Origin of the sequence: Hymenobacter sp. ISL-91, from assembly GCF_018613725.1 — a bacterium.
Lineage (GTDB): Bacteria > Bacteroidota > Bacteroidia > Cytophagales > Hymenobacteraceae > Hymenobacter.
Genome location: NZ_JAGGPS010000038.1, coordinates 42,970 through 62,043, shown reverse-complemented (window position 1 = coordinate 62,043; position 19,074 = coordinate 42,970). Strand labels below are relative to the sequence as shown.

17 protein-coding genes and 1 tRNA gene are annotated in these 19,074 nt (G+C 61.4%); 5 read left to right on the top strand and 13 right to left on the bottom strand.

The window, feature by feature from the left end; genetic code table 11:
- Window positions 1–112: 112 nt before the first annotated feature.
- The 9 genes from J7E24_RS14825 to J7E24_RS14785 form a co-directional block, all read right to left on the bottom strand.
- Window positions 113–1,222 (bottom strand): porin, encoded by a 1,110-nt coding sequence (locus tag J7E24_RS14825; protein WP_215138905.1) that lies wholly within the window; start codon window positions 1,220–1,222, stop codon window positions 113–115.
- Window positions 1,223–1,377: 155 nt separating this feature from the next.
- Window positions 1,378–1,947 (bottom strand): potassium-transporting ATPase subunit KdpC, encoded by a 570-nt coding sequence (gene kdpC, locus J7E24_RS14820; protein WP_215138904.1) that lies wholly within the window; start codon window positions 1,945–1,947, stop codon window positions 1,378–1,380.
- Window positions 1,948–2,218: 271 nt separating this feature from the next.
- On the bottom strand, window positions 2,219–4,261 hold the full coding sequence (gene kdpB / locus J7E24_RS14815; protein ID WP_215138903.1) for a potassium-transporting ATPase subunit KdpB: 2,043 nt from the start codon (window positions 4,259–4,261) through the stop codon (window positions 2,219–2,221).
- A 144-nt stretch (window positions 4,262–4,405) separates the two neighbouring features.
- Window positions 4,406–6,106 carry a potassium-transporting ATPase subunit KdpA gene (gene kdpA / locus J7E24_RS14810; RefSeq protein ID WP_215138902.1) on the bottom strand — a complete coding sequence of 567 codons (1,701 nt, stop codon included), beginning with the start codon at window positions 6,104–6,106 and terminating at the stop codon, window positions 4,406–4,408.
- A 91-nt stretch (window positions 6,107–6,197) separates the two neighbouring features.
- Window positions 6,198–6,275, bottom strand: coding sequence for a K(+)-transporting ATPase subunit F (gene kdpF / locus J7E24_RS18025; RefSeq protein WP_410779737.1), 78 nt, complete (start codon window positions 6,273–6,275; stop codon window positions 6,198–6,200).
- A 371-nt stretch (window positions 6,276–6,646) separates the two neighbouring features.
- Window positions 6,647–8,002, bottom strand: coding sequence for a sigma-54-dependent transcriptional regulator (locus tag J7E24_RS14800; RefSeq protein WP_215138900.1), 1,356 nt, complete (start codon window positions 8,000–8,002; stop codon window positions 6,647–6,649).
- Window positions 8,003–8,311: 309 nt separating this feature from the next.
- Window positions 8,312–8,384: transfer RNA gene (locus tag J7E24_RS14795), tRNA-Thr, on the bottom strand.
- Between the two features lie 158 nt (window positions 8,385–8,542).
- Window positions 8,543–10,882 carry a DUF349 domain-containing protein gene (locus J7E24_RS14790; protein ID WP_215138899.1) on the bottom strand — a complete coding sequence of 780 codons (2,340 nt, stop codon included), beginning with the start codon at window positions 10,880–10,882 and terminating at the stop codon, window positions 8,543–8,545.
- A gap of 183 nt (window positions 10,883–11,065) precedes the next feature.
- Window positions 11,066–11,632, bottom strand: coding sequence for a YqgE/AlgH family protein (locus J7E24_RS14785; RefSeq protein WP_215138898.1), 567 nt, complete (start codon window positions 11,630–11,632; stop codon window positions 11,066–11,068).
- A 241-nt stretch (window positions 11,633–11,873) separates the two neighbouring features.
- On the opposite strand from J7E24_RS14785, the gene pdxH reads away from it, so the two are divergent.
- From pdxH to J7E24_RS14770, 3 genes are all read left to right on the top strand, one after another.
- Window positions 11,874–12,527, top strand: coding sequence for a pyridoxamine 5'-phosphate oxidase (gene pdxH, locus J7E24_RS14780; protein ID WP_215138897.1), 654 nt, complete (start codon window positions 11,874–11,876; stop codon window positions 12,525–12,527).
- A gap of 125 nt (window positions 12,528–12,652) precedes the next feature.
- Entirely contained in the window at window positions 12,653–13,975 is a 1,323-nt protein-coding gene (locus tag J7E24_RS14775) for a DUF1015 domain-containing protein (RefSeq protein WP_215138896.1), read from the top strand.
- Window positions 13,968–14,579 carry a Maf family nucleotide pyrophosphatase gene (locus tag J7E24_RS14770; RefSeq protein WP_410779735.1) on the top strand — a complete coding sequence of 204 codons (612 nt, stop codon included), beginning with the start codon at window positions 13,968–13,970 and terminating at the stop codon, window positions 14,577–14,579. The genes J7E24_RS14775 and J7E24_RS14770 overlap by 8 nt, the downstream gene beginning before the upstream one ends.
- Before the next feature lie 165 nt (window positions 14,580–14,744).
- Here the strand turns inward: J7E24_RS14770 and J7E24_RS14765 are convergent, their stop codons facing one another.
- From J7E24_RS14765 to J7E24_RS14750, 4 genes are all read right to left on the bottom strand, one after another.
- Entirely contained in the window at window positions 14,745–15,389 is a 645-nt protein-coding gene (locus J7E24_RS14765; RefSeq protein ID WP_215138895.1) for a flavin reductase family protein, read from the bottom strand.
- 188 nt (window positions 15,390–15,577) lie between these two features.
- Window positions 15,578–16,150 (bottom strand): fasciclin domain-containing protein, encoded by a 573-nt coding sequence (locus J7E24_RS14760; RefSeq protein ID WP_215138894.1) that lies wholly within the window; start codon window positions 16,148–16,150, stop codon window positions 15,578–15,580.
- A gap of 288 nt (window positions 16,151–16,438) precedes the next feature.
- Window positions 16,439–16,891, bottom strand: a complete 453-nt coding sequence (locus J7E24_RS14755; RefSeq protein WP_215138893.1) for an RES family NAD+ phosphorylase — start codon at window positions 16,889–16,891, stop codon at window positions 16,439–16,441.
- Between the two features lie 104 nt (window positions 16,892–16,995).
- Entirely contained in the window at window positions 16,996–17,442 is a 447-nt protein-coding gene (locus J7E24_RS14750; RefSeq protein WP_251047212.1) for an antitoxin Xre-like helix-turn-helix domain-containing protein, read from the bottom strand.
- 144 nt (window positions 17,443–17,586) lie between these two features.
- Between J7E24_RS14750 and J7E24_RS14745 the strand changes: the two genes are divergently transcribed.
- Both J7E24_RS14745 and J7E24_RS14740 read left to right on the top strand, forming a co-directional pair.
- Window positions 17,587–18,264, top strand: a complete 678-nt coding sequence (locus J7E24_RS14745; RefSeq protein WP_215138891.1) for an HD domain-containing protein — start codon at window positions 17,587–17,589, stop codon at window positions 18,262–18,264.
- Window positions 18,265–18,352: 88 nt separating this feature from the next.
- Window positions 18,353–19,060: an HAD family hydrolase gene (locus tag J7E24_RS14740; RefSeq protein WP_215138890.1), complete on the top strand. Its 708-nt coding sequence runs from the start codon at window positions 18,353–18,355 to the stop codon at window positions 19,058–19,060.
- Window positions 19,061–19,074 lie beyond the last annotated feature (14 nt).

The window sequence follows — 19,074 nt, the reverse complement described above, 5'->3', positions numbered from 1 at the left end:
CAACCTCCTATACTATGCTGGCAAATGACTGATACATAACCTATCAGCGTTTCCTGGTAGGCTAACTGCTCCCTGAACGAAAGCTAACGGCTAACAGCTATCAGCTAATAGCTCAGAAAGAAAGGGCGATGCTGCTCGTCAGGTTGCCGTAGCTGTCGGAGGTGCGGTTGTTGCGCTGCTCGAAAACGGGCCGTTTGGCGTCCATCACCCGGCCCTCCACCCGGAACACCACGTTGGCGGTGGGAGCGTAATCGAGGTTGAGCGAAGCGGCCTTCACCTGAAAGTCGGCGTCGGCAGGCAACGGGGAGAAAGAGCGGATGATGACGCCGCGGTCGGCGCTGTAGTACTCGGCGCGGGCCGTGGCCGACCACTTTTCGGCGAGTTTGTAGCGTACGAAAGCGGCCCCTGTGTGCCAGGTATCGGCTTTGGTGCCGCGTTGCTCATTCTCCTGCTTGCCCACATCGAACACGACTGCCAGGCTCAGGCGGTCGGTGGCGGCGTAACTCACGTAGAAATTGTGGAAGTAGCGGCGGCGGCGCACCGAGTCCTGGGGCTGCTCATTGCCATAAAATGTACTGCTATTGATGAGCAGCTTATCGGTGGGACGCCACTGCAACTGGGTGCCCAGGGCCTTGCCCTGGTTGTTGTCGCGCAGGTTTTGCCAGCCGTTGAGCGCCAGGGCAGTCAGGGTGAGCTGCGGGGCCACCTCGTAGGTGAAGCGGGCGCCGGCCTCATAGTAGGGCGAGTTTTCGGCCATCAGCGAGCGGGTCAACGTCCAGTTGTCCTTGCTCAGGGCCGATTCAAACCCGATGTGCGAGCCGAAAATACCCACATCGAGCCAGGCTTTTTCGAACGGCCGGAAGCCGGCGTAGCCTTCGTAAATGTGCTTGAATACCTGGTCCTCGGCCGCGTAGTTGGCCGATACGTAGGAGCCGGCGTGCAGCCCGATGGCCCCGCGCACCCGCCCGTTATCGTAGCGCAAGCCTACTACGCCCTGGTTGATGGTAAACTCGTTCTGGCGGTTGTGCGAGTAAAGAAAGCCGGGGCGGCTTTGGGTGTCGTTGTGCTTGAAATCGTAGCCGTAATAGCCGTCTACGAAACCATATAAGGTGAGCGGATTGGGCGCCGCTACCGCATCAGTAGCGGCTGTCGTCGTGGTTGTCTGGGCCGAAACCCCGCCGGCGGCCAATAAGGCCAGGCTCAGCGTAAGAAGTTTTTTCATTGATGAGGTAAGTTGAGCGTTCAGCGGCCAATTGCAACAATAGCACGTTGTAGGGGCGGGGCTTGTCCCCGCCCGCCATTGAACAGAAAGGTTAAACCGGTGCAAATGGTGGGTAGGGACAACCGAAGGATAGCTAAGCCCGTCTCTACAACGGGCTATCTTCCAGAGAGGGAATCCAGCGCCAGATTAAGCTGGAGCACGTTTACCTTGGAAGGGCCGAGCAATACGAAGATGGGCTGCTGCACGCGGGCGTCTACCAAGGCCCTCACCCGTTCGGCGGGCAGGCCCCGCAGCCGGGCCACGCGCTCCACCTGGGCATACGCCCCGGCGGGCGAGAGGTGCGGGTCGAGGCCCGAGCCGCTGGCCGTGACCATCTCCACTGGCACCTGGCCCGGCTTCACGCTGGGGTTTTGCTGCCGGAAGGCGGCCACGTGGGTGTTTACCTCGGCCAGATACTCGGGGTTGCTGGGGCCTTTGTTCGAGCCGCCCGAGCCGTCGGCGGCGTAGCCTACGGCCGAGGGGCGGGAGTTGAAGTACTCGGGCCAGTCGAATTTCTGGCCCACGTTCTCGAAGCCGACTAGGCGGCCCTTGTGCGACACCTGCACGCCCTGGCCCTGGCCGGGAGCCAGCAGGGCCGCGCCCCACACCAGGGCCGGGTACACGCCGCAGCACAGCACCAGCAGGGCCAGCGTCAGACGAAAAGCGGAAGCAAAGTTATTTTTCATGGTTTCTAATAAGGAGTGACTTAAGGCCACAGAGTGGCTCAATGACTGATGCGTTAACTATTTGCCAATTCCGGCCCGGTTTGCTGGTGGAGGCTCACTGCTGGCAGCAAAATCCTCATAACCAGCCAAAAAGTTGTGTTCGGGCCGTTCGGTTGGTTGGTCTGGGCTGCCGCAACCGGGTCAGAATGACCTGCTGGGTTGGTCGGAACGGCTTGGTTGCTGCTGTTGGCCTGACGTAGTAGCAAGCTGGCAGGTAACAGCTCGAAAAAGGCTACACAAACAGCCCCACTACCAGGTCAATCAGCTTGATGCCGACGAAGGGCGCGACCACGCCGCCAAGGCCGTAGATGAGCAGATTGCGACGCAGCAGCGCCGAGGCCCCCACCGGTTGGTAGGCCACGCCGCGCAACGCCAGCGGCACCAGCGCCGGAATCAGCAGGGCGTTGAAAATCACGGCGCTCAGGATGGCCGACTGGGGCGAGTGCAGCCCCATCACGTTGAGCGCGCCCAGGGCCGGAATGCCTACCATGAACAGCGCCGGCACGATGGCGAAGTACTTGGCCACGTCGTTGGCGATGCTGAAAGTGGTGAGCGTGCCGCGGGTCATGAGCAGCTGCTTGCCGATTTCGACCACTTCGATGAGTTTGGTGGGGTCGTTGTCGAGGTCGACCATGTTGCCGGCTTCCTTGGCGGCTTGGGTGCCGCTGTTCATGGCCACGCCCACGTCGGCCTGGGCCAGGGCGGGCGCGTCGTTGGTGCCGTCGCCCATCATGGCTACCAGCTTGCCCTGCTGCTGCTCGGCCCGGATGTACTGCATCTTGTCCTCGGGCTTGGCCTCGGCAATGAAGTCGTCGACGCCGGCTGCTGAGGCAATGAACCGGGCCGTGAGCGGGTTGTCGCCGGTCACCATCACCGTTTTGATGCCCATGCGACGCAGGCGCTCAAACCGCTCCTGAATGCCGGGCTTGATGATGTCCTGCAACTCGACCACGCCCAGCACTTCATCGTTCTGGCTGACAACCAGCGGCGTGCCGCCGTTGCTGGCCACCAGCTGTACCCGCTCCACCACTTCGGCCGGATACAGCTTGCCAGCCCGCTCGGTCAGTTGCCGGATAGCGTCGGCGGCCCCTTTGCGGATGCGGGTACCGTCGGCCAGCGTTATGCCGGAGGAGCGCGTTTCGGCCGTAAATTTAATTAGCTCGGCCCCCTTCAGGTGGCTTTGCAGCTTCAGCGCATCAACTTGCTGGGTTTGGGCCAGCTCCACAATGCTCTTGCCTTCGGGTGTTTCATCGGTCAGCGAAGCAATAGTCGACATCACCGCCAGGTGCTGCGCGGCCACGCCGGGGGCGTGCCAGAAGTGGGTGGCTTTGCGGTTGCCGATGGTAATGGTGCCGGTTTTGTCCAGCAGCAGCACATCAATGTCGCCGGCCGTTTCTACAGCTTTTCCGCTCTTGGTGATGACGTTGGCCCGCAGCGCGCGGTCCATGCCGGCAATACCGATGGCCGAGAGCAGCCCGCCAATGGTGGTCGGAATCAGGCACACAAACAGGGCAATGAACGAGGCCACGGCAATGGGCGTGTTGGCGTAGGCCGCAAAGGGCTGCAGCGTGAGGCAGACGATGATAAACACCAGCGTAAAGCCGGCCAGCAGAATGGTGAGGGCAATTTCGTTGGGCGTTTTCTGCCGCGAGGCCCCTTCCACCAGCGCAATCATCTTGTCGAGAAACGACTCGCCCGGCTCGGTGGTCACCACCACCTTAATGCGGTCGGAAAGCACCTTAGTGCCGCCCGTCACGCTCGATTTGTCGCCGCCGGCCTCCCGAATCACCGGGGCCGACTCGCCGGTAATGGCCGACTCGTCGATGGTGGCCAGGCCCTCCACGATTTCGCCGTCGGTGGGGATGATTTCGCCGGCTTCGACCAGGAAAAACTGGCCCTTGCGCAGCTGCGACGAGGAAACCACGCTTTCGGCGCCGCGCTCATCCACGAGGCGGGCGGGGGTTTCTTCGCGGGTTTTGCGCAGGCTTCCGGCCTGGGCCTTGCCCCGCGCCTCGGCAATGGCCTCGGCGAAGTTGGCGAACAGCAGCGTGAGCAGCAGCACCAGAAACACGGTGAAATTGTAGCCGAAGCTGCCCTGGGTCGGGTCGGGCTGCACGAGCAGGCCCAGCGTCACGAGCAGCATCACGGCGGTGCCCAGCTCTACGGTAAACATCACCGGGTTGCGCACCATCACCCGCGGGTCGAGCTTCACGAAAGCCTGCTTTACGGCCTCCGACACCAGCGCGGGTTGGAAGAGAGAATTGTTATTAGACATGAGTACTCAGTATTGAGTAGTGAGATGATAGTTTTTCATGATTGTGAGTAGCATTTACCAGGTAGTGAAAGGGGTGTACATTGCTAATTGACTGCTTGATAGTTACCCCTGAAATGTTCACTACTCAATACCCAATACTCACTACTAATACAGACTGAAATGCTCGGCCAGGGGGCCCAGGGCCAGGGCCGGAAAGAAGGCCAGGGCGGCAATAATCCAGATGACGAAGAAGACCATCAGGCCGAACGTGGCCGTGTCGACGCGCAGGGTGCCGGCGCTTTCGGGGGTGTACTTTTTGCGGGCCAGCAGGCCGGCAATGGCTACCGGGCCGATGACGGGCAGAAAGCGGCTCAGTAGCAGTACCACACCCGTGCTGATGTTCCAGAAGGGCGTGTTGTCGCCGAGGCCCTCGAAGCCCGAGCCGTTGTTGGCGGCGGCCGAGGTGTACTCGTAGAGCATTTCGGAGAAGCCGTGGTAGCCGGGGTTGGCCAGCCAGCCCGCGTATTCGGTGGGGTTGCTCACGTATAGATGCGCCGCCATGGCCGTGCCGCCCAGAATCATCAGTGGGTGCAGCAGGGCCACGATAATGGCGATTTTCATTTCGCGGGCCTCAATCTTCTTGCCCAGCAGCTCGGGCGTGCGGCCCACCATCAGCCCCGAGATGAACACGGCAATGATGACGAACACGAAGAAGTTGAGAAAGCCCACGCCCACGCCGCCGTAGAAGGCGTTGGTCATCATGCCCAGCATCTCACTCATGCCCGAAATCGGCATGTGCGAGTCGTGCATCGAGTTCACCGAGCCGCACGAAATAATGGTGTTGGTAATGCCCCAATAGGCTGAAGCGGCCGCGCCCAGACGAATTTCCTTGCCTTCCATCGCGCCCAGCTGCATGTCGGTGCCCATTTGGGCAATGGCGGGGTTGCCCTGCATCTCGTAGTAAACGGTGGGGGCCAGCAGCAGCAGGAAACCGGCCGTCATCACGCCGAACACCATGTAGGAAAGCCGGCGGCGCTTCAGGTAGAAGCCCAGGGCGAACACCATGGCAATCGGAATCAGGACCAGGGCGAAGTTCTCCACCATGTTGGTGAGGTAGGTCGGGTTTTCGAGCGGGTGGGCCGAGTTGGCGCCGAAGAAGCCGCCGCCGTTGGTGCCCAGCTCCTTGATGGCCACCATGGCGGCAACCGGGCCGCGGCTCACGGCCGTAGTGTCGCCCTGCAGCGTGATGAGGGGCTGCTTGCCGGCAAACGTCATGGGCGTGCCCTGGAACACCAGCACCAGCGCCACGAGCAGCGCAATAGGCAGCAGCACCCGCGTGAGGCTCTTCACGAAGTAGTCGTAGAAGTTGCCCAGCTTCTCGTTGGTGCCTTCCTTGAGCGCGTTGAACACGACTACACAAGCGGCCATACCGGTAGCGGCCGACACGAACTGCAGGAACATAATGACTACCACCTGCGAGAGGTACGACAGACCCGACTCGCCCGAGTAATGCTGCAAATTACAGTTCACCAGAAACGAAATGGCCGTATTAAACGCCAAATCGGGCGACATGGAGGGGTTGGCGTCGGGGTTGAGCGGCAGCACGCCTTGGGTACACAGGATGAGCATGGCAAATAGGAACCACACCAAGTTGATGGTGAGCAGGGCCATCAGGTGCTGCTGCCAGCTCATGCCCCGGCGGGCATCGATGCCACCGGCGCGAAACAACAGCCGCTCCAGCGGCGCCAGGAAATCGGACCAGCTCTTGTCGCCGCGGTACACGGTGGCCAGGTAGAGGCCCAGCGGAATAGCCAGCAGCACCGTCGCGCCAAAAATGATGGCAATGCCAAGAAGTTCAGAGAACATAGGGTAGTTGTGAGTTGCTAGTTGTCAGTTTTTAGTTGTCAGTTGATGAGAGAATTGCCTATCAACTGACAACTAAAAACTGACAACTGAATTAGAATTTCTCTGGGCGAAGCAGCACATAGCAGAGGTAGCCGAACGTGGCAAGCCCGAGCAGGAGTAAGGCAATCATCATGGCTTGGAGCGACATTAGATGTGGTCGAAGAAGTCGACCGATTTGTAGAAGAGCCAGAAGCCGGCAAGGCCAGTGGCCGTCAGCAGCGGAATCAGCAGGGCAGCGGACATAAGCGGGGTTGATTGCTTGGTGTGCCGGCCTGCTTGCCAATTCCGGCCCCGTTTTTCGCTGCCGCATCTCGTCCGGCGCTATTATGCTGGTAGTCAGGCTCGATTATTATTGTCCTGCTTTGTGGGCTGAGCCAGAACGTAAAAAACCGAGTCATCCTGACCCGATGCGGAGGTCAGAATAACTCGGTTTGGGGTAGCGTGCGAGCCCCTGGGCTGAAGGTCTGGGACGCCCGGTAGGCCTGCTGGGATGCCGACGGACTAAAGCCCGTACTCCTGAAGCTTGCGGTAGAGCGTTTTGGTGCCGATGCCCAGCTGCCGGGCAGCTTCCATCTTGTTACCGCCGGTTTCGGTCAACACCCGGGCAATCTGCTGCTTTTCCATCGTGCGCAGGGTGCGGTCGTTGGCGTCGGCGGGGGTGGCAGGGTCGGGCTGGAAGTGGTGGAACTCGGCGGGCAAATCGTCGGTGGTCAGCCGGTCGCCGTCGGCCAGGATAACGGCGCGTTCCAGCACGTTGCGCAATTCGCGCACGTTGCCGCGCCAGTCGTGGCGGCGCAGCTGCTCCAGGGCCTCGGGCTCCAGGCTCCGCAGTGGGCTGCCTAGCTTGGCGGCGAAGAACTTGAGGAAGTAATCGGCCAGAATGGGCACGTCGGCGCGCCGCTCGTTGAGGCCCGGCACCGGCACCGTAAACACGGCCAGCCGGTAGTACAAATCGGTCCGGAACTGACCGGCAGCTGCTTCCTGCTGCAGGTTGCGGTTGGTGGCGGCCACCAGCCGCACGTCCACGGTGGTAGGCCGAGTGTCGCCGAGCTTGGTGAACTGCTGGGTTTCGAGCACCCTGAGGAACTTGGCCTGCACGCTCAGCTCCAACTCCCCGATTTCGTCTAGGAACAGCGTGCCGCCATTAGCGGCTTCCAGCAACCCCTTCTTATCGGCCAGCGCGCCCGTAAATGCGCCCTTCTTGTAGCCAAACAGCTCCGATTCAAGCAAATCTTTGGGGAAGGCTGAGCAGTTGACGGCCACGAAGGGCTTGCCACATTGGGGGCTGGCTTGGTGGATGGCCTGGGCAAACAGCTCCTTGCCGGCTCCGGTAGGCCCTTCGAGCAACACGGTGCTGCCAGTAGGCGCGGCGCGGCGGGCCAACCGTTGGGCCTCCACCAGCGCCACCGACGAGCCAATCATGCTCTCAAACGTGTGCTGGGCGCCCACCTGCTGCTCCAGTTCGGCCACCCGCCGCCGCAGCCGCGCCTTCTCCACCGCCCGGTCCACCACTACTACCAGCTGGTCATCCGAGTCGCCTTTGGTCAGGTAGTCAAACGCACCTTCCTTCATAGCCCGCACACTGTCGGGAATGGTGCCATAGGCCGTCAGTAGAATGATTTCGGCCAACGGAGCCTTGGCCCGGTAGCGGGGTAGCAGGTCGAGACCGTAGCCGTCGGGCAGCTTCACGTCGCTCAGTACTACCAGCACCTCGTCGGCGTGCTGGGCTAGGTCTTCGAGGCCCCGCCGGGCGTCGGGAGCCTGCCGCACGGTGTAGCCCTCCAGCTCCAGCATCCGGGCAATGGCCTGGCGCAGCGGCGCTTCGTCGTCGATAATGAGCAGGGTTCCGTCGGGCATAAGGTATCAACCAGCAGCTGAATAAGGCACTTTAGAGTGGTAGCGTGCAGTAAACTGCCCGTTATCCGCGCAAGGTACCTTGTGGTTGGATAGCATGGTAGGTTAATGAAAGAGCATGGGCCTGTATATCCCTGGGTGCCGGGTCAGTCTCGTCCGAATTGAGTCATCACAAACGAATAGCGTCGCTTCCGCCGTTAAGTGAAAGTTTCGCGCCCAGGAGTGCCATTTCCCCCGAACGCGAAAACGCCCGGAAAACCGCTTCTGTTGCCAGATGAGCGACTTTCCGGGCGTTCCGGGATTAAATACGTGAGCCTCCTGTCGGGATCGAACCAACGACCTACTGATTACAAGTCAGTTGCTCTACCAGCTGAGCTAAGGAGGCGGGGAAGTGGCACAAAAGTAGGTCTTGAACATGAGCCTGCCAAGTAATCAGGCAAATTTTCCTTCGCTGGTACACTAACTAGCTAACTGCCCGAAAAATAAAAACACCCCGCAGCCTAAGCAGCGGGGTGTTCCAACTGAATTTAGTGGCGCTATAAGTTAGCTACGCACGGCCTTGAGCTGCCGCTTCAGGTTTTCGATGCGGGTCTGGGCTTCATCTACGCGGCCCTGGTACTCTTGGCGGAGTTGGGCCGCGTTTTTCGAGCGGGCGAAGAACTCCAGGTTGGTTTGCAGCGTCGAGATGTCGTTTTCCAACTCGCTGATTTCCCGGCGCAGAGCCTGCTCTTTCTTATACAGCAACTGCTGAGCATCAGGCGAGGCCTTAAGGCGTTCTACCTGCAGGCTGAAGAGCAGGTCGGTGCGGTCCTGATAAGCCAGCTCGGGCACCTGGGTGAGGTACTGTGCCATCAGTTTCTGGAACCGTTCCTCGGCCTGGGGCCGGGTGGCACCGTCGAAGGCCCGCCAGCCGGCTACCTGCTCGCGGAAGCCCTCCAGCGTGCCGGGCTGCTCGGCCGAGAGGCCGGCAATGGTTTCAGCAACAGTAGCCAAATGAGCGGTCTGGTCGTCGCTGAGTTGCTGTACCTGCTGCTCGCGCTGGCGGCCTTCCTCTTTCTTACGATCAAAAAAGGCGTCGCAGGCAGTGCGGAAACGCTTCCACACCTTGTCCGACTGCTTTTCGGGCACCCGGCCTACCAGCTTCCACTCTTTCTGGAGCTGAATAACGGTCTGGCGACTGGCCTCCCAATCGGGGCTTTGCAGCGCGGCCTCGGCCTGCTCGCACATTTCGAGCTTGCGCTTCAGATTGGCGCTTTTCTCCTCGTCGAGGGCCTTGAAGAACTGATTTTTCTTCTGGAAGAAACCCTTGTAGGCGCTCCAGAACTGCTTGTTTACCTGCTCGGCCTGTTTGCGGGGCACCAGGCCAGCGGCATCCCACGCCTGCTTCAGCTGCTGCAGCTCATCGGTTTTGCTGCGCCACTCGTTTACGCGCTCCGTCTCGAACTCGCCGAAAGGGGTAATCTGGGCCAGGAGGGCGGTTTTGCGCTCCAGGTTGGCAGTTTCTTCGGCGTTGCGGGCCGTGGAGGCTTCCTGCCGACGGCCGTGCACCAGCTCGGAAGCCTGCAGGAAACGCTGCCACAGCGGCTCGCGCTGTTCGTTGGGTACCGGCCCGATGTGTTTCCACTCTTCGTGCAGCTGGCGCAGCTCCTGGGTGGCCTTGTTTATGTTGGTCTGGCTGGCCAGCGCTTCTGCCCGCACAATCAGGCCTTCCTTAGCCTCCTGGTTGCGACGGCGGTCCAGCTCCTTCATCTCGAAGAACAGGCCCCGGTTGTTGTAATAGATGTCGAGCAGCGCGTGGTAGCTGTTCCAGAGTTCCTGCGAGTCGGTCTGGGGTACCGGACCGGTGTTCTTCCAGTCGTTCTGCAGGCTTTTAATGCGGGCCGAGCTGTCTTCCGTTTCGGCCGACTCTACCAGCTGACGCAGCTGCGTGAGCAGCTCCTGCTTGTGGGCCAGGTTTTTGCCGCGCTGCTCGTCTTCGGCTTTGGCGTCGCGCGCCTTACTGGCGCGGAACTCCTGGTAGGACTGCTGCAGCTCCTGATAGCCTGCAGGGTCGGTAGCGGCAAAATCCTCGGCTGTACCGCCGGCTTCCACAAACTGCTGCCGCTGGTTGGCACGTTCAGCTTTCAGGCCGGTTTCGTAGCGGCGGTAGAGGTCGGTGATGGTCTGGCGCTTCTTGCCGGCGTTGGACTGGCCTAGCAACCCGCGCAGGTGGGCAGCTTGGCCGCCCAGGTCGAGGCTATCAAAATCGACGCTGGGTGCTTCTGGCTGGGGCTTCGCATCGCCCTGAGCAGTAGCAGTGTCGGGTAAGGCCGGAGCGGCGGGCTGGTGGGCCGTGGTCGTAGTGCCGGGGCTGGCCGGCGAGTCAGACGAAGTGGGCAGTGAGCCAACGCCGGGCGTGGCTTCCAGGGCCTCGGCTACGGTTTCGCCGGCCGGTACGTCGACTACGGGCGTAACGTGCGGTGCTTCGGCGCTGGTGGCTTCGGCTGACTGGCTGGGCGCGTTATTTGGCGCGTTGTTGGGCTCGGGCATTTCGGCCGGGGGCTCGGTGGCAGTAGGGGCGGGGGGCACCGGTACGCTGGTTGGCAGCTGCGCGTCGGCAGCTGGGGGCGTGTTGGGCTGGTCGGCGGCAGCGTGCGTGGCTTCCGCCGTTTCGGTGGCGGCGGCCGAGGGTTCGGCCGTGCCGGCACCAGCGGGCTGGTTGGCCGGCAGGGGCGTGGTGCCCTGGGCGGGCTGCTCGGTAATGTCCAGTTCTTCTGAAGCCGGGCCAGTCACTGCGGGCTTGTCGGCGGCGAGTTCAGCCAGGCGGCGGGCCAGAATCTGCTGGGGCGATTCGGCGTTGGCGTCGGCGGAAGCGCCGTTGGGGGTCGGTTGGTCGGGGTGCATAGGGGTCGGCAAAAACTCCCCGCATCGGGCGGGGCACAGTGGGTGAATTTAGCGGTTAGCTATTATCAGCTGTTAGCTTTGATTGGCAATGAGGCGAGGCGGTTTACGGACAAATCTATAGGTGGGTAAAGCGGAAGCCGATGCTGAACAACAAGCTGACAGCTGTCAGCTAATAGCTCAAAATCAATTCAGGCGCGGGTCGGTGGGGTAGTTGGACAGCATCCGGTAGCGGCCTCCTTTTTCGCGTAAAATGGCCTGCCAAAAGGCATCGGTAGTCAAAGTAAACACTTTCGCGGCAGCATCAGGCTCCACAATCCATACTTTCTCGCGCACCTCGTCGGCCAGCTGCCCGTTGGTCCAGCCCGAATAGCCGATAAACAGCCGCACTTCGGCGGGCGTCAGCTCACCTCTGATGAGCAGTTCCAGCAGCCGGGCAAAGTCGCCACCCCAGTACACCCCCCCGCCCAGCGCAACTGCCTCGGGCAGGTCGGCGCGCTGGTGGATAAAGTGCAGCGTATCGGGTTCGACGGGCCCGCCCACCCCCAGGGGCGTGGCCGCTGCGGGCAGCACCTCCCCGCCGGGCAGCGTTAGCACGTCGGAAAGCTGCAGGTTGGCCGTGCGGTTGAGCACGAGCCCGAACGAGCCTTCGGTTTCGGAGTGCCCGCAGAGCAGCACCACGCTGCGCTCAAAGTTGGGGTCGCCCAGAAAGGGCTGGGAAATAAGCAGGTTGCCAGGGCGAAGTCGGGCCATTGGGTTACGGTGTTAGTTGCTAGCGGATAACGGTTAGCTTTTTTTGGGAAGATGCCGGGAACAGTGGCGGCTAAAACTGTTCTTACGGCCGGCGGGGGGCGCAAGGTTCCGGCCCCGCCGCATTGTACTACCTTTACCTTACGATAGGCTGTTAGCTGAAAGCTATTAGCTGTTGGCTTCCGGTTGGAGGCTGTCAGAATAAAGGCTACCAGCTAATAGCTTTCAGCTTACAGCTACTAAAATGACCGACCCGCAGCTGGCCGACTTGCGCCAGACCTATTCCCAGCGCACCCTCACCGAGGCCGACGTGCTGCCCGAGCCGGTGGCCCAGTTCCGGGCCTGGCTCGATGAGGCCCTGGCCGCCCGCCTCGATGAGCCCACGGCCATGAACCTGGCCACCGTGGATGCCGCCGGCCAGCCCGCCGCCCGCATCGTGCTGCTCAAGGGCCTGCCCCAGGATGAAGGCTTTCTGTTCTTCACCAACTACGACTCGCGCAAGGGCCGGGAACTGGCTGGTAGTCCGCTGGCGGCCCTCACGTTTTTCTGGCCGGGCCTGGAGCGGCAGGTACGCATCGAAGGCCGGGTAGAAAAAGCCTCCGATGCCGACTCGACCGAATACTTCCAGAGCCGCCCACGCAGCAGCCAGATCGGGTCCTGGGCCTCGCCCCAGAGCCAGCCCATTGCCAGCCGCGAAGCCCTGGAACAGCGCGAGCACGAAATTGAAGCCCAGTTCGCCGGCCAGGAGCCGCTGCCGCGCCCGCCGCACTGGGGCGGCTACCTGCTGCGGCCCCACCGCGTCGAGTTCTGGCAGGGCCGCCCCTCGCGCCTGCACGACCGGATTGTGTACGAGCGCACGGCCACTGGGCAGTGGCACCTGAACCGTCTGGCCCCGTAGGCGCGCTGCGCGCGCAATTAATAAGTAGGAATTAGGAATTTTGAATTGACTGGCCTGCTGGTGGCGCTGAACTGCCCGGCGGCCCGGCCCAATTCAAAATTCAAAATTCATAATTACCCAAAAGTTTGGCTGAAATTCAACCCATCCGGGGCTGGCGCTACGGGCCCGGACTACGTACCCAGATTGACCGGCTCGTTTCGCCGCTCTTCGATGTGGTGTCGCCCCGGCAGCGGGAGGCGCTCTACCAAAATCCGCTCAACAGCATCCACCTCTCGGTGCCCCGCGGCGACGACCCCGCCGGCCAGGCCCTGGCGCGGCTGCGCGAGTGGGAGCAGGCCGGCGTGCTGCAGCAGGATGAGCTGCCGGGTATTTACGTGTACTACCAGTATTTCCGGCTGCCAGGCAGCCCCCGCGAGTACTGCCGCAAGGGGTTTATGTGCCACATTAAGGCCACCGACTGGGCCGAGAACGTGGTGCTGCGCCACGAAAGCACGCTGCCCGCCGCCGTGAATGACCGGGCCGAGTTGCTGGCCCGCACCGAGTTTCAGTCTAGTGCCACCCACGGCCTGTACCGCGACGATGAGTTCAACCTGGAGCCCTACCTGGATGAGGCCATGCGCAGCCCGCTCTACGAAACGGAGGAGGACTACCAGGGTGCCCGCGACGTACTGGCCGTTATTCAGGATGCCGACGTCATCCGCCATTTCCAGCGCGTGCTGGCGGCCCGCGAGGTGATTCTGGCCGATGGCCACCACCGCTACGAAGGCTCGCTGGCCTACCGCCAGGCGCGCCAGGCGGCGGCCGGTGAGGCCTACACTGGTCACGAGGCCTGGAATTTTCACCTCATGTACCTCACCAACGCGGCCGCCGACGACCTACGGATTCTGCCCACCCACCGGCTGCTGCTGGAGCTGCCCGGCATTGCCGGCACGGCCGATCTGCTGGCCCGCCTGGAGCCGTACTTCACCGTTCTCACCCTCGACGACCCCTACGATTTGCCTGAGCGGATTGCCGGCAAGCAGTGGGCGTTTGGGCTGTACCTGGGCGAAGGCGAGGTGTACAAAATCCGCCTGCGCCCCGAAGTACACGCCCAGCTCGGCTGGCCCACAACCACGGAGGTCAAAAACCTCGACCTAACGGTGCTTCACTATTTCGTGCTCGAAAAAGTGCTGGATATTGTGGGCTCGGAGGCGCAGCGGCAGTGGCCCGGCGTGGCCTACGTGCGCAACTTTCCCGAGTGCCTCACCCGCGTAGATAAGGGTGAGGCCCGGGCCGCTTTCATCACCAACGAGGTAAGCATGGCCGAAGTGGAGCGCGTGTGCCACTCGGGGGCCGTAATGCCGGCCAAATCCACGTTTTTCTTTCCCAAAACCATTGGCGGTTTCCTGTTCAGCAGCATTGCCGAACGCGAAACCAACGCCCCGTTTACCGATGTTTTCCGTGCCTGATTCTGTGTTGACTACTGCCCCGATGGCGGACCAGCCACGGCTGGTGCTGGCCTCCGGCTCGCCGCGCCGCCGCCAGCTGCTTTCCGATCTGGGCCTGGATTACGAAATCCGCCTGCGGGAGGTGGATGAAAGCTTCCCCGACCACCTGCGCCGGGCCGAAATTGCCGAGTACCTGGCCGCCCACAAAGCGGCCGCCTATGCCCCCGATCTGGCTCCCGGCGAAATCGTGCTCACGGCTGACACCATTGTCTGCCTCGACGACGACGTGCTTAACAAACCCGCCGACGAAGCCGAGGCCATAGCCATGCTGCAACGCCTGCAGGGCCGCGCCCACGAGGTGTACACCGGCGTATGTCTGCTGGCTGCCAACGGCCGCCAGGTGGTTTTCGCTGATGAAACCCGGGTACACTTCCGGGCGCTTTCCACCGCCGAAATCGAACATTACGTCCGTCACTACCAGCCCTTTGATAAAGCGGGCTCCTACGGCGCCCAGGACTGGATTGGCATGGTGGCCATCACCCGCCTCGAAGGCTCTTATTTCAACGTAATGGGCCTACCGGTGCACCGCGTCTGGGAAGAGTTGGCGGCGTTTGGCGTAGTCTGAAACGGTGACTCAAGGTGAGCACGCTGTAGGGGCGGGGCTTGTCCCCGCCCGCCGTCAATACGCCGTTAGCCCGGACGTTGGGAGCCTCAAAATAACTGTTCAGTGCTTCTTTCTGACTGCGGGCGGGGACAAGCTCCGCCCCTACAGCGTACTCCTCAACTTGGGTTACATATCCAACTCTTCCAGATGCTGGTTGGGTCGGGCGTAGCCATAGCGGGCTACAGGTTGGGCTGCGTAATAGGTGTCGAGGCCGCTGAGGGCCACGGTGCCAGCGGCGGTTAGGTCGAGTGAGCCGTCGGGGCGGAGCACGCCGGGCGTGTCGGGCAGGTACAGGTGCTGCACCCGGCCGATGAGCAGTACCGTGCCGTTGGCTTCGATAGCAACTTCCTGCAGCAGCTCCAGCCCGATTTGCAAGCGGCTTTCCTGCACATAGGGTGCCGAAAAATCGTCGTGGTACGCGGGTGTCAGGCCGCAGGCCTCAAACTCCGAAACCTCCCGCGGGAAATTGGCCGAGGTGTAGTGCGCCGCCTTGATGATGCCCTCATGCACGTGGTTGAGCGTGTAGCAGCCCGTTGCCCGGATATTGTCGTAGGAGTGGCGCTCGACGGTGGGTGGGCGCATGATGAGCCCCAGCAGCGCCGGGTTGGACCCCAGGTGCACCACCGAACTGATGATGGCCAGATTGGTGCGCCCGGCCGCATCGGCCGTGCCCAGCAGGTTGGCCGGCTTGAAGCCCGTGATGGCGTTGATGAGGTTGAGGCGGTAAACCTTTTCGAGCTGGCCGAGGTCGGCGGCGGTAAAGTGGCGCATACGGCGGGGAGATGGTAGGAGAGAGGGTAACCACGACGGCTCGTAAAAGTCACCGGCCAGCCGGAAACCCGGTTGGCTGTTCCTGTAAATTGATGCTTATTCTAGTTTGTCAATCAATTAAAATAAATAAGCCCGCCCCGATATAATTTATATCGGGGCGGGCTTATTTATTTTAATTGTTATGCTGGTTAGGGCATCAGCACTTTGTCAATTACGTGAATTACGCCGTTGCTCTGCATTACGTCGTAGGTAGAGATGCTGGATACGTTGCCTTTCTCATCCTGCAGTACCACGTTCTTGGGGCCGTTCATCATGGCCTTTAGCGTGCCGCCGCTTACCGTTTTAAGCGTGGCCGTGCCCTTGCCGGCCTTGATGGCAGCCATGATTTTTTCGGCCGTCATGTTGCCGGCTACCACGTGGTAAGTCAGGATTTTGGTGAGCGTGGCCTTGTTCTCAGGCTTTACCAGGGTTTCAACGGTGCCGGCGGGCAGGGCGTTGAAAGCGGCGTTGGTAGGGGCGAAAACCGTGAAGGGACCTTTGCCCTGCAGGGTTTCTACCAAGCCGGCGGCCGTTACAGCCGCTACCAGGGTGGTGTGGTCTTTGGAGTTTACTGCGTTTTCAACAATGTTCTTGTTGGGGTACATCGCCATGCCGCCAACCATTACGGTGTTGGGCGTCATCTTGGCCTGGGCCGAAGCGGTAGTAGCAGAAGCGCCGCCCAACAGGGCCACGAAAGCGAGGGAAAGAAGTTGCTTTTTCATCGGAAACAAAAGGGAATGTAGAAGAGACAATTGAAACAATCTGCCCCCACTTACGCCCCTTTGCCGCACTCCGGATTTACTACAACTCAAAATAAAATAAAAGCCAGGCTGCAGCTGATTTATGAAAAAGCATATGCACCTGGTTCAGTATGTATAATAACAAGTAATAAGGTTGGAAAAGTAAAATTAATGGCTAATAAAAAGGGTAAAATATGCAAACAGGGTGCAGTAAAAAAACAGAGCAGCGACCATGGTATCAGGTATTCGGCAAAGGGGCGCCCATCATGCTTACTTCAGCCGCTCATCAAAGGGGTGCGGCTCTATGCTCAGTGCACGTAGGTGCCGGTCGTGGTCGGGGTGCAGCGGGTTGAGCAGGTAGTTCCACTCGGCCGGGGCGTGGGCCGAAGGGACGCGCAGCACCCAGTGCGAGCCGGCATCCAGCCAAGCCCGGCCCAGCTCGGTTAGTTCGGCCGGGTAGGGTACCTGCTGCCAGTTGGCGGGCAAATCGGCCGGGGCGTATTCCAGAAAGGGCGTGTCGTCGGGGATTTCGAGCGTCAGGGCGAAGTAGTGCCGCGGCAGCACCGGCGAGTTGGCCAGCACCTCCAGCTTGGCCAGTGACAAATGCTCGGCCGTGTACAGAATCTGCCGCCCCACCGGATGCCAGCGCCCTCCATAGTACAGCCCGCCCTTCCCCGAAGTATCCGATATATACGGGGCCTTGCCCAAACGGTAAAGCTTCATTTTATAAGCTGTTAGCTGAGAGCTATTAGCTGCTAGCTTCTCGGGCTAGCTTATTTCTGACTCGATGAACGGAAGCTAACAGCTAATAGCTGTCAGCTAACAGCTTAAGAAAAATGTCCGTGCTCGATGCGGCCCAGGATGTCGTGGACCTGGCCCCGGCCAATAACGGAATAGAGCAGGTCTTTGGGTTTCTGACCACCCAGCGCGGGAATAGGGGAGTTGAGCCAGAAATGCAGGTCGGCCTCCTCCTCGAACACCTCCATGCCTTTAGCCAGCACGGCCGAGAGCTGAATGGCCTTCTCGCTTTCGTCGAGCGTGAGGGGTTTGCGGTTCTGCTCGCGTCGCGTCAGGGTGCTTTCCGAGACGCCCAGCACGGCGCTCATCTCCTTGTTGGAAAAGCCCAGGTGGCGCTGTAGCGCCCGCACGGCCTGTACCGACAGGCCCCTGATGGCCACACCCAGCAGGTCCATCTCGTTGCGCACAAGCTGCGGAATAACGGCCGGGCCACCCATCAGGGCCACCATATCGGCGACGGAAGTATTGCGAACCATTGTCATTTGCGGATTTTTAAAGCGTCATCTGAAGGCAATATACGGTAAACTTCCGCGACCGTTCAATAATTCCCTGTTGGCGCACTGGTTGGGGCCGTTGGTTGGGCCTACTTTTGTCGGCACCCTCTCTTATCCTGATTGCTTATGTCGCTTTCCGCTGCCGATTTCCGGCTTATTACGGCCACAGCCGATTTCATCCGCGAAAAATTCCTGCACGAGGGCTCGGGTCACGACTGGGAGCACATCCGTCGGGTGTGGCAAGTGGCCCGCCGCCTGGCCGCTCAAACCCCCGAAGCCAACCTGCTGACGACCGAGCTGGGGGCGCTGCTACACGATGTGGCCGACTGGAAGTTCCACGACGGCGACGAAGAAGCCGGCCCCCGCGCCGCCCGCGCCTGGTTAACCAGCCAGCACGCCGACGAGGCCGTAATGGATAGGGTAGAGGCCATCATCCGCGAAATCAGCTTCAAGGGCCGCGGCGTACCCACGCCCATGAGTTCCATAGAAGGGGCGCTGGTGCAGGACGCCGACCGGCTCGATGCCATTGGGGCCATTGGCATTGCACGGGCCTTTGCCTACGGGGGCCACAAGAACCGCCAGTTGCACGACCCCGCCATCCCGCCCGTCAGCCACGATACGTTCGAGAGCTACAAGCAGAACACGGCACCCACCGTTAACCACTTCTACGAAAAGCTGCTGCACCTGCGCGAGCGGATGAACACGCCCGCCGCCCGCCGGGTAGCCGACGAGCGCCATGCCTATATGGAGCAGTTTCTGCAGCAGTTTTTGCGCGAGTGGGAAGGGGAGGATGTTTCGTCGTAGCTGTTGAGCCGTTAGCTCCTGTTCATTCTATCACTACGTTAGCCTGAGAGGCTGAGAGCTGTCAGCTGACAGCTCTCAGCTAAAAACTATGACCATTCTCTTCGACCTCGACGATACCCTCTACGACCACACCGCTACGGCCCGGGCGGCGCTGGCAGCCACAGCGGCCGGCCGCACCAGCCTGCGCGGTGTGCCGGCTGAGGCGCTCTACCAGCGCTACAGCGACCTGCTGGAAGAGATGCACCCGCGGGTGATGCGCGGCGAATTGGATTATCTGACGGCCCGGGAGCTGCGGTTCCGGCAGCTGCTAGCGCCCTACGAGTCGGGCCCGACGGCCGGCAGCCTGGCGCAGCTGGCCGAGGAGCACTACGGCCATTACCGGCAGTTCCGGCAGCCGGTGCCCGGGGCGCTGGCGCTGCTGCAGCGGCTCAAGCCCGATTTTGGGATTGGCGTAGTCACCAACAACCGCACCACCGAGCAGGAGGAAAAGCTGGATCTTCTGGGTATGAGCGGGCTGGTCGACGCACTTATCACCTCGGAGGCCGTGGGCGTGCTCAAACCCGACCCCGCCATCTACCACGTGGCCCTGCAGCGCCTGCGGGCCCGGCCCGCCGAAACCGTGATGGTGGGCGACAACTGGGTGGCCGATGTGGTGGGGGCGCAGGCCGTGGGCATCCGGCCGGTGTGGCTGAACCGCACCGGGGCCGCCCGGCTGCTACCGAAAGTAGCCGAGCTGGATAGCCTGGAGCCGCTGGAGCAGGTTTATGCGGTGCTCACTACGGCCGGGCCCTGTTAAGCGCAGCCGGGCGC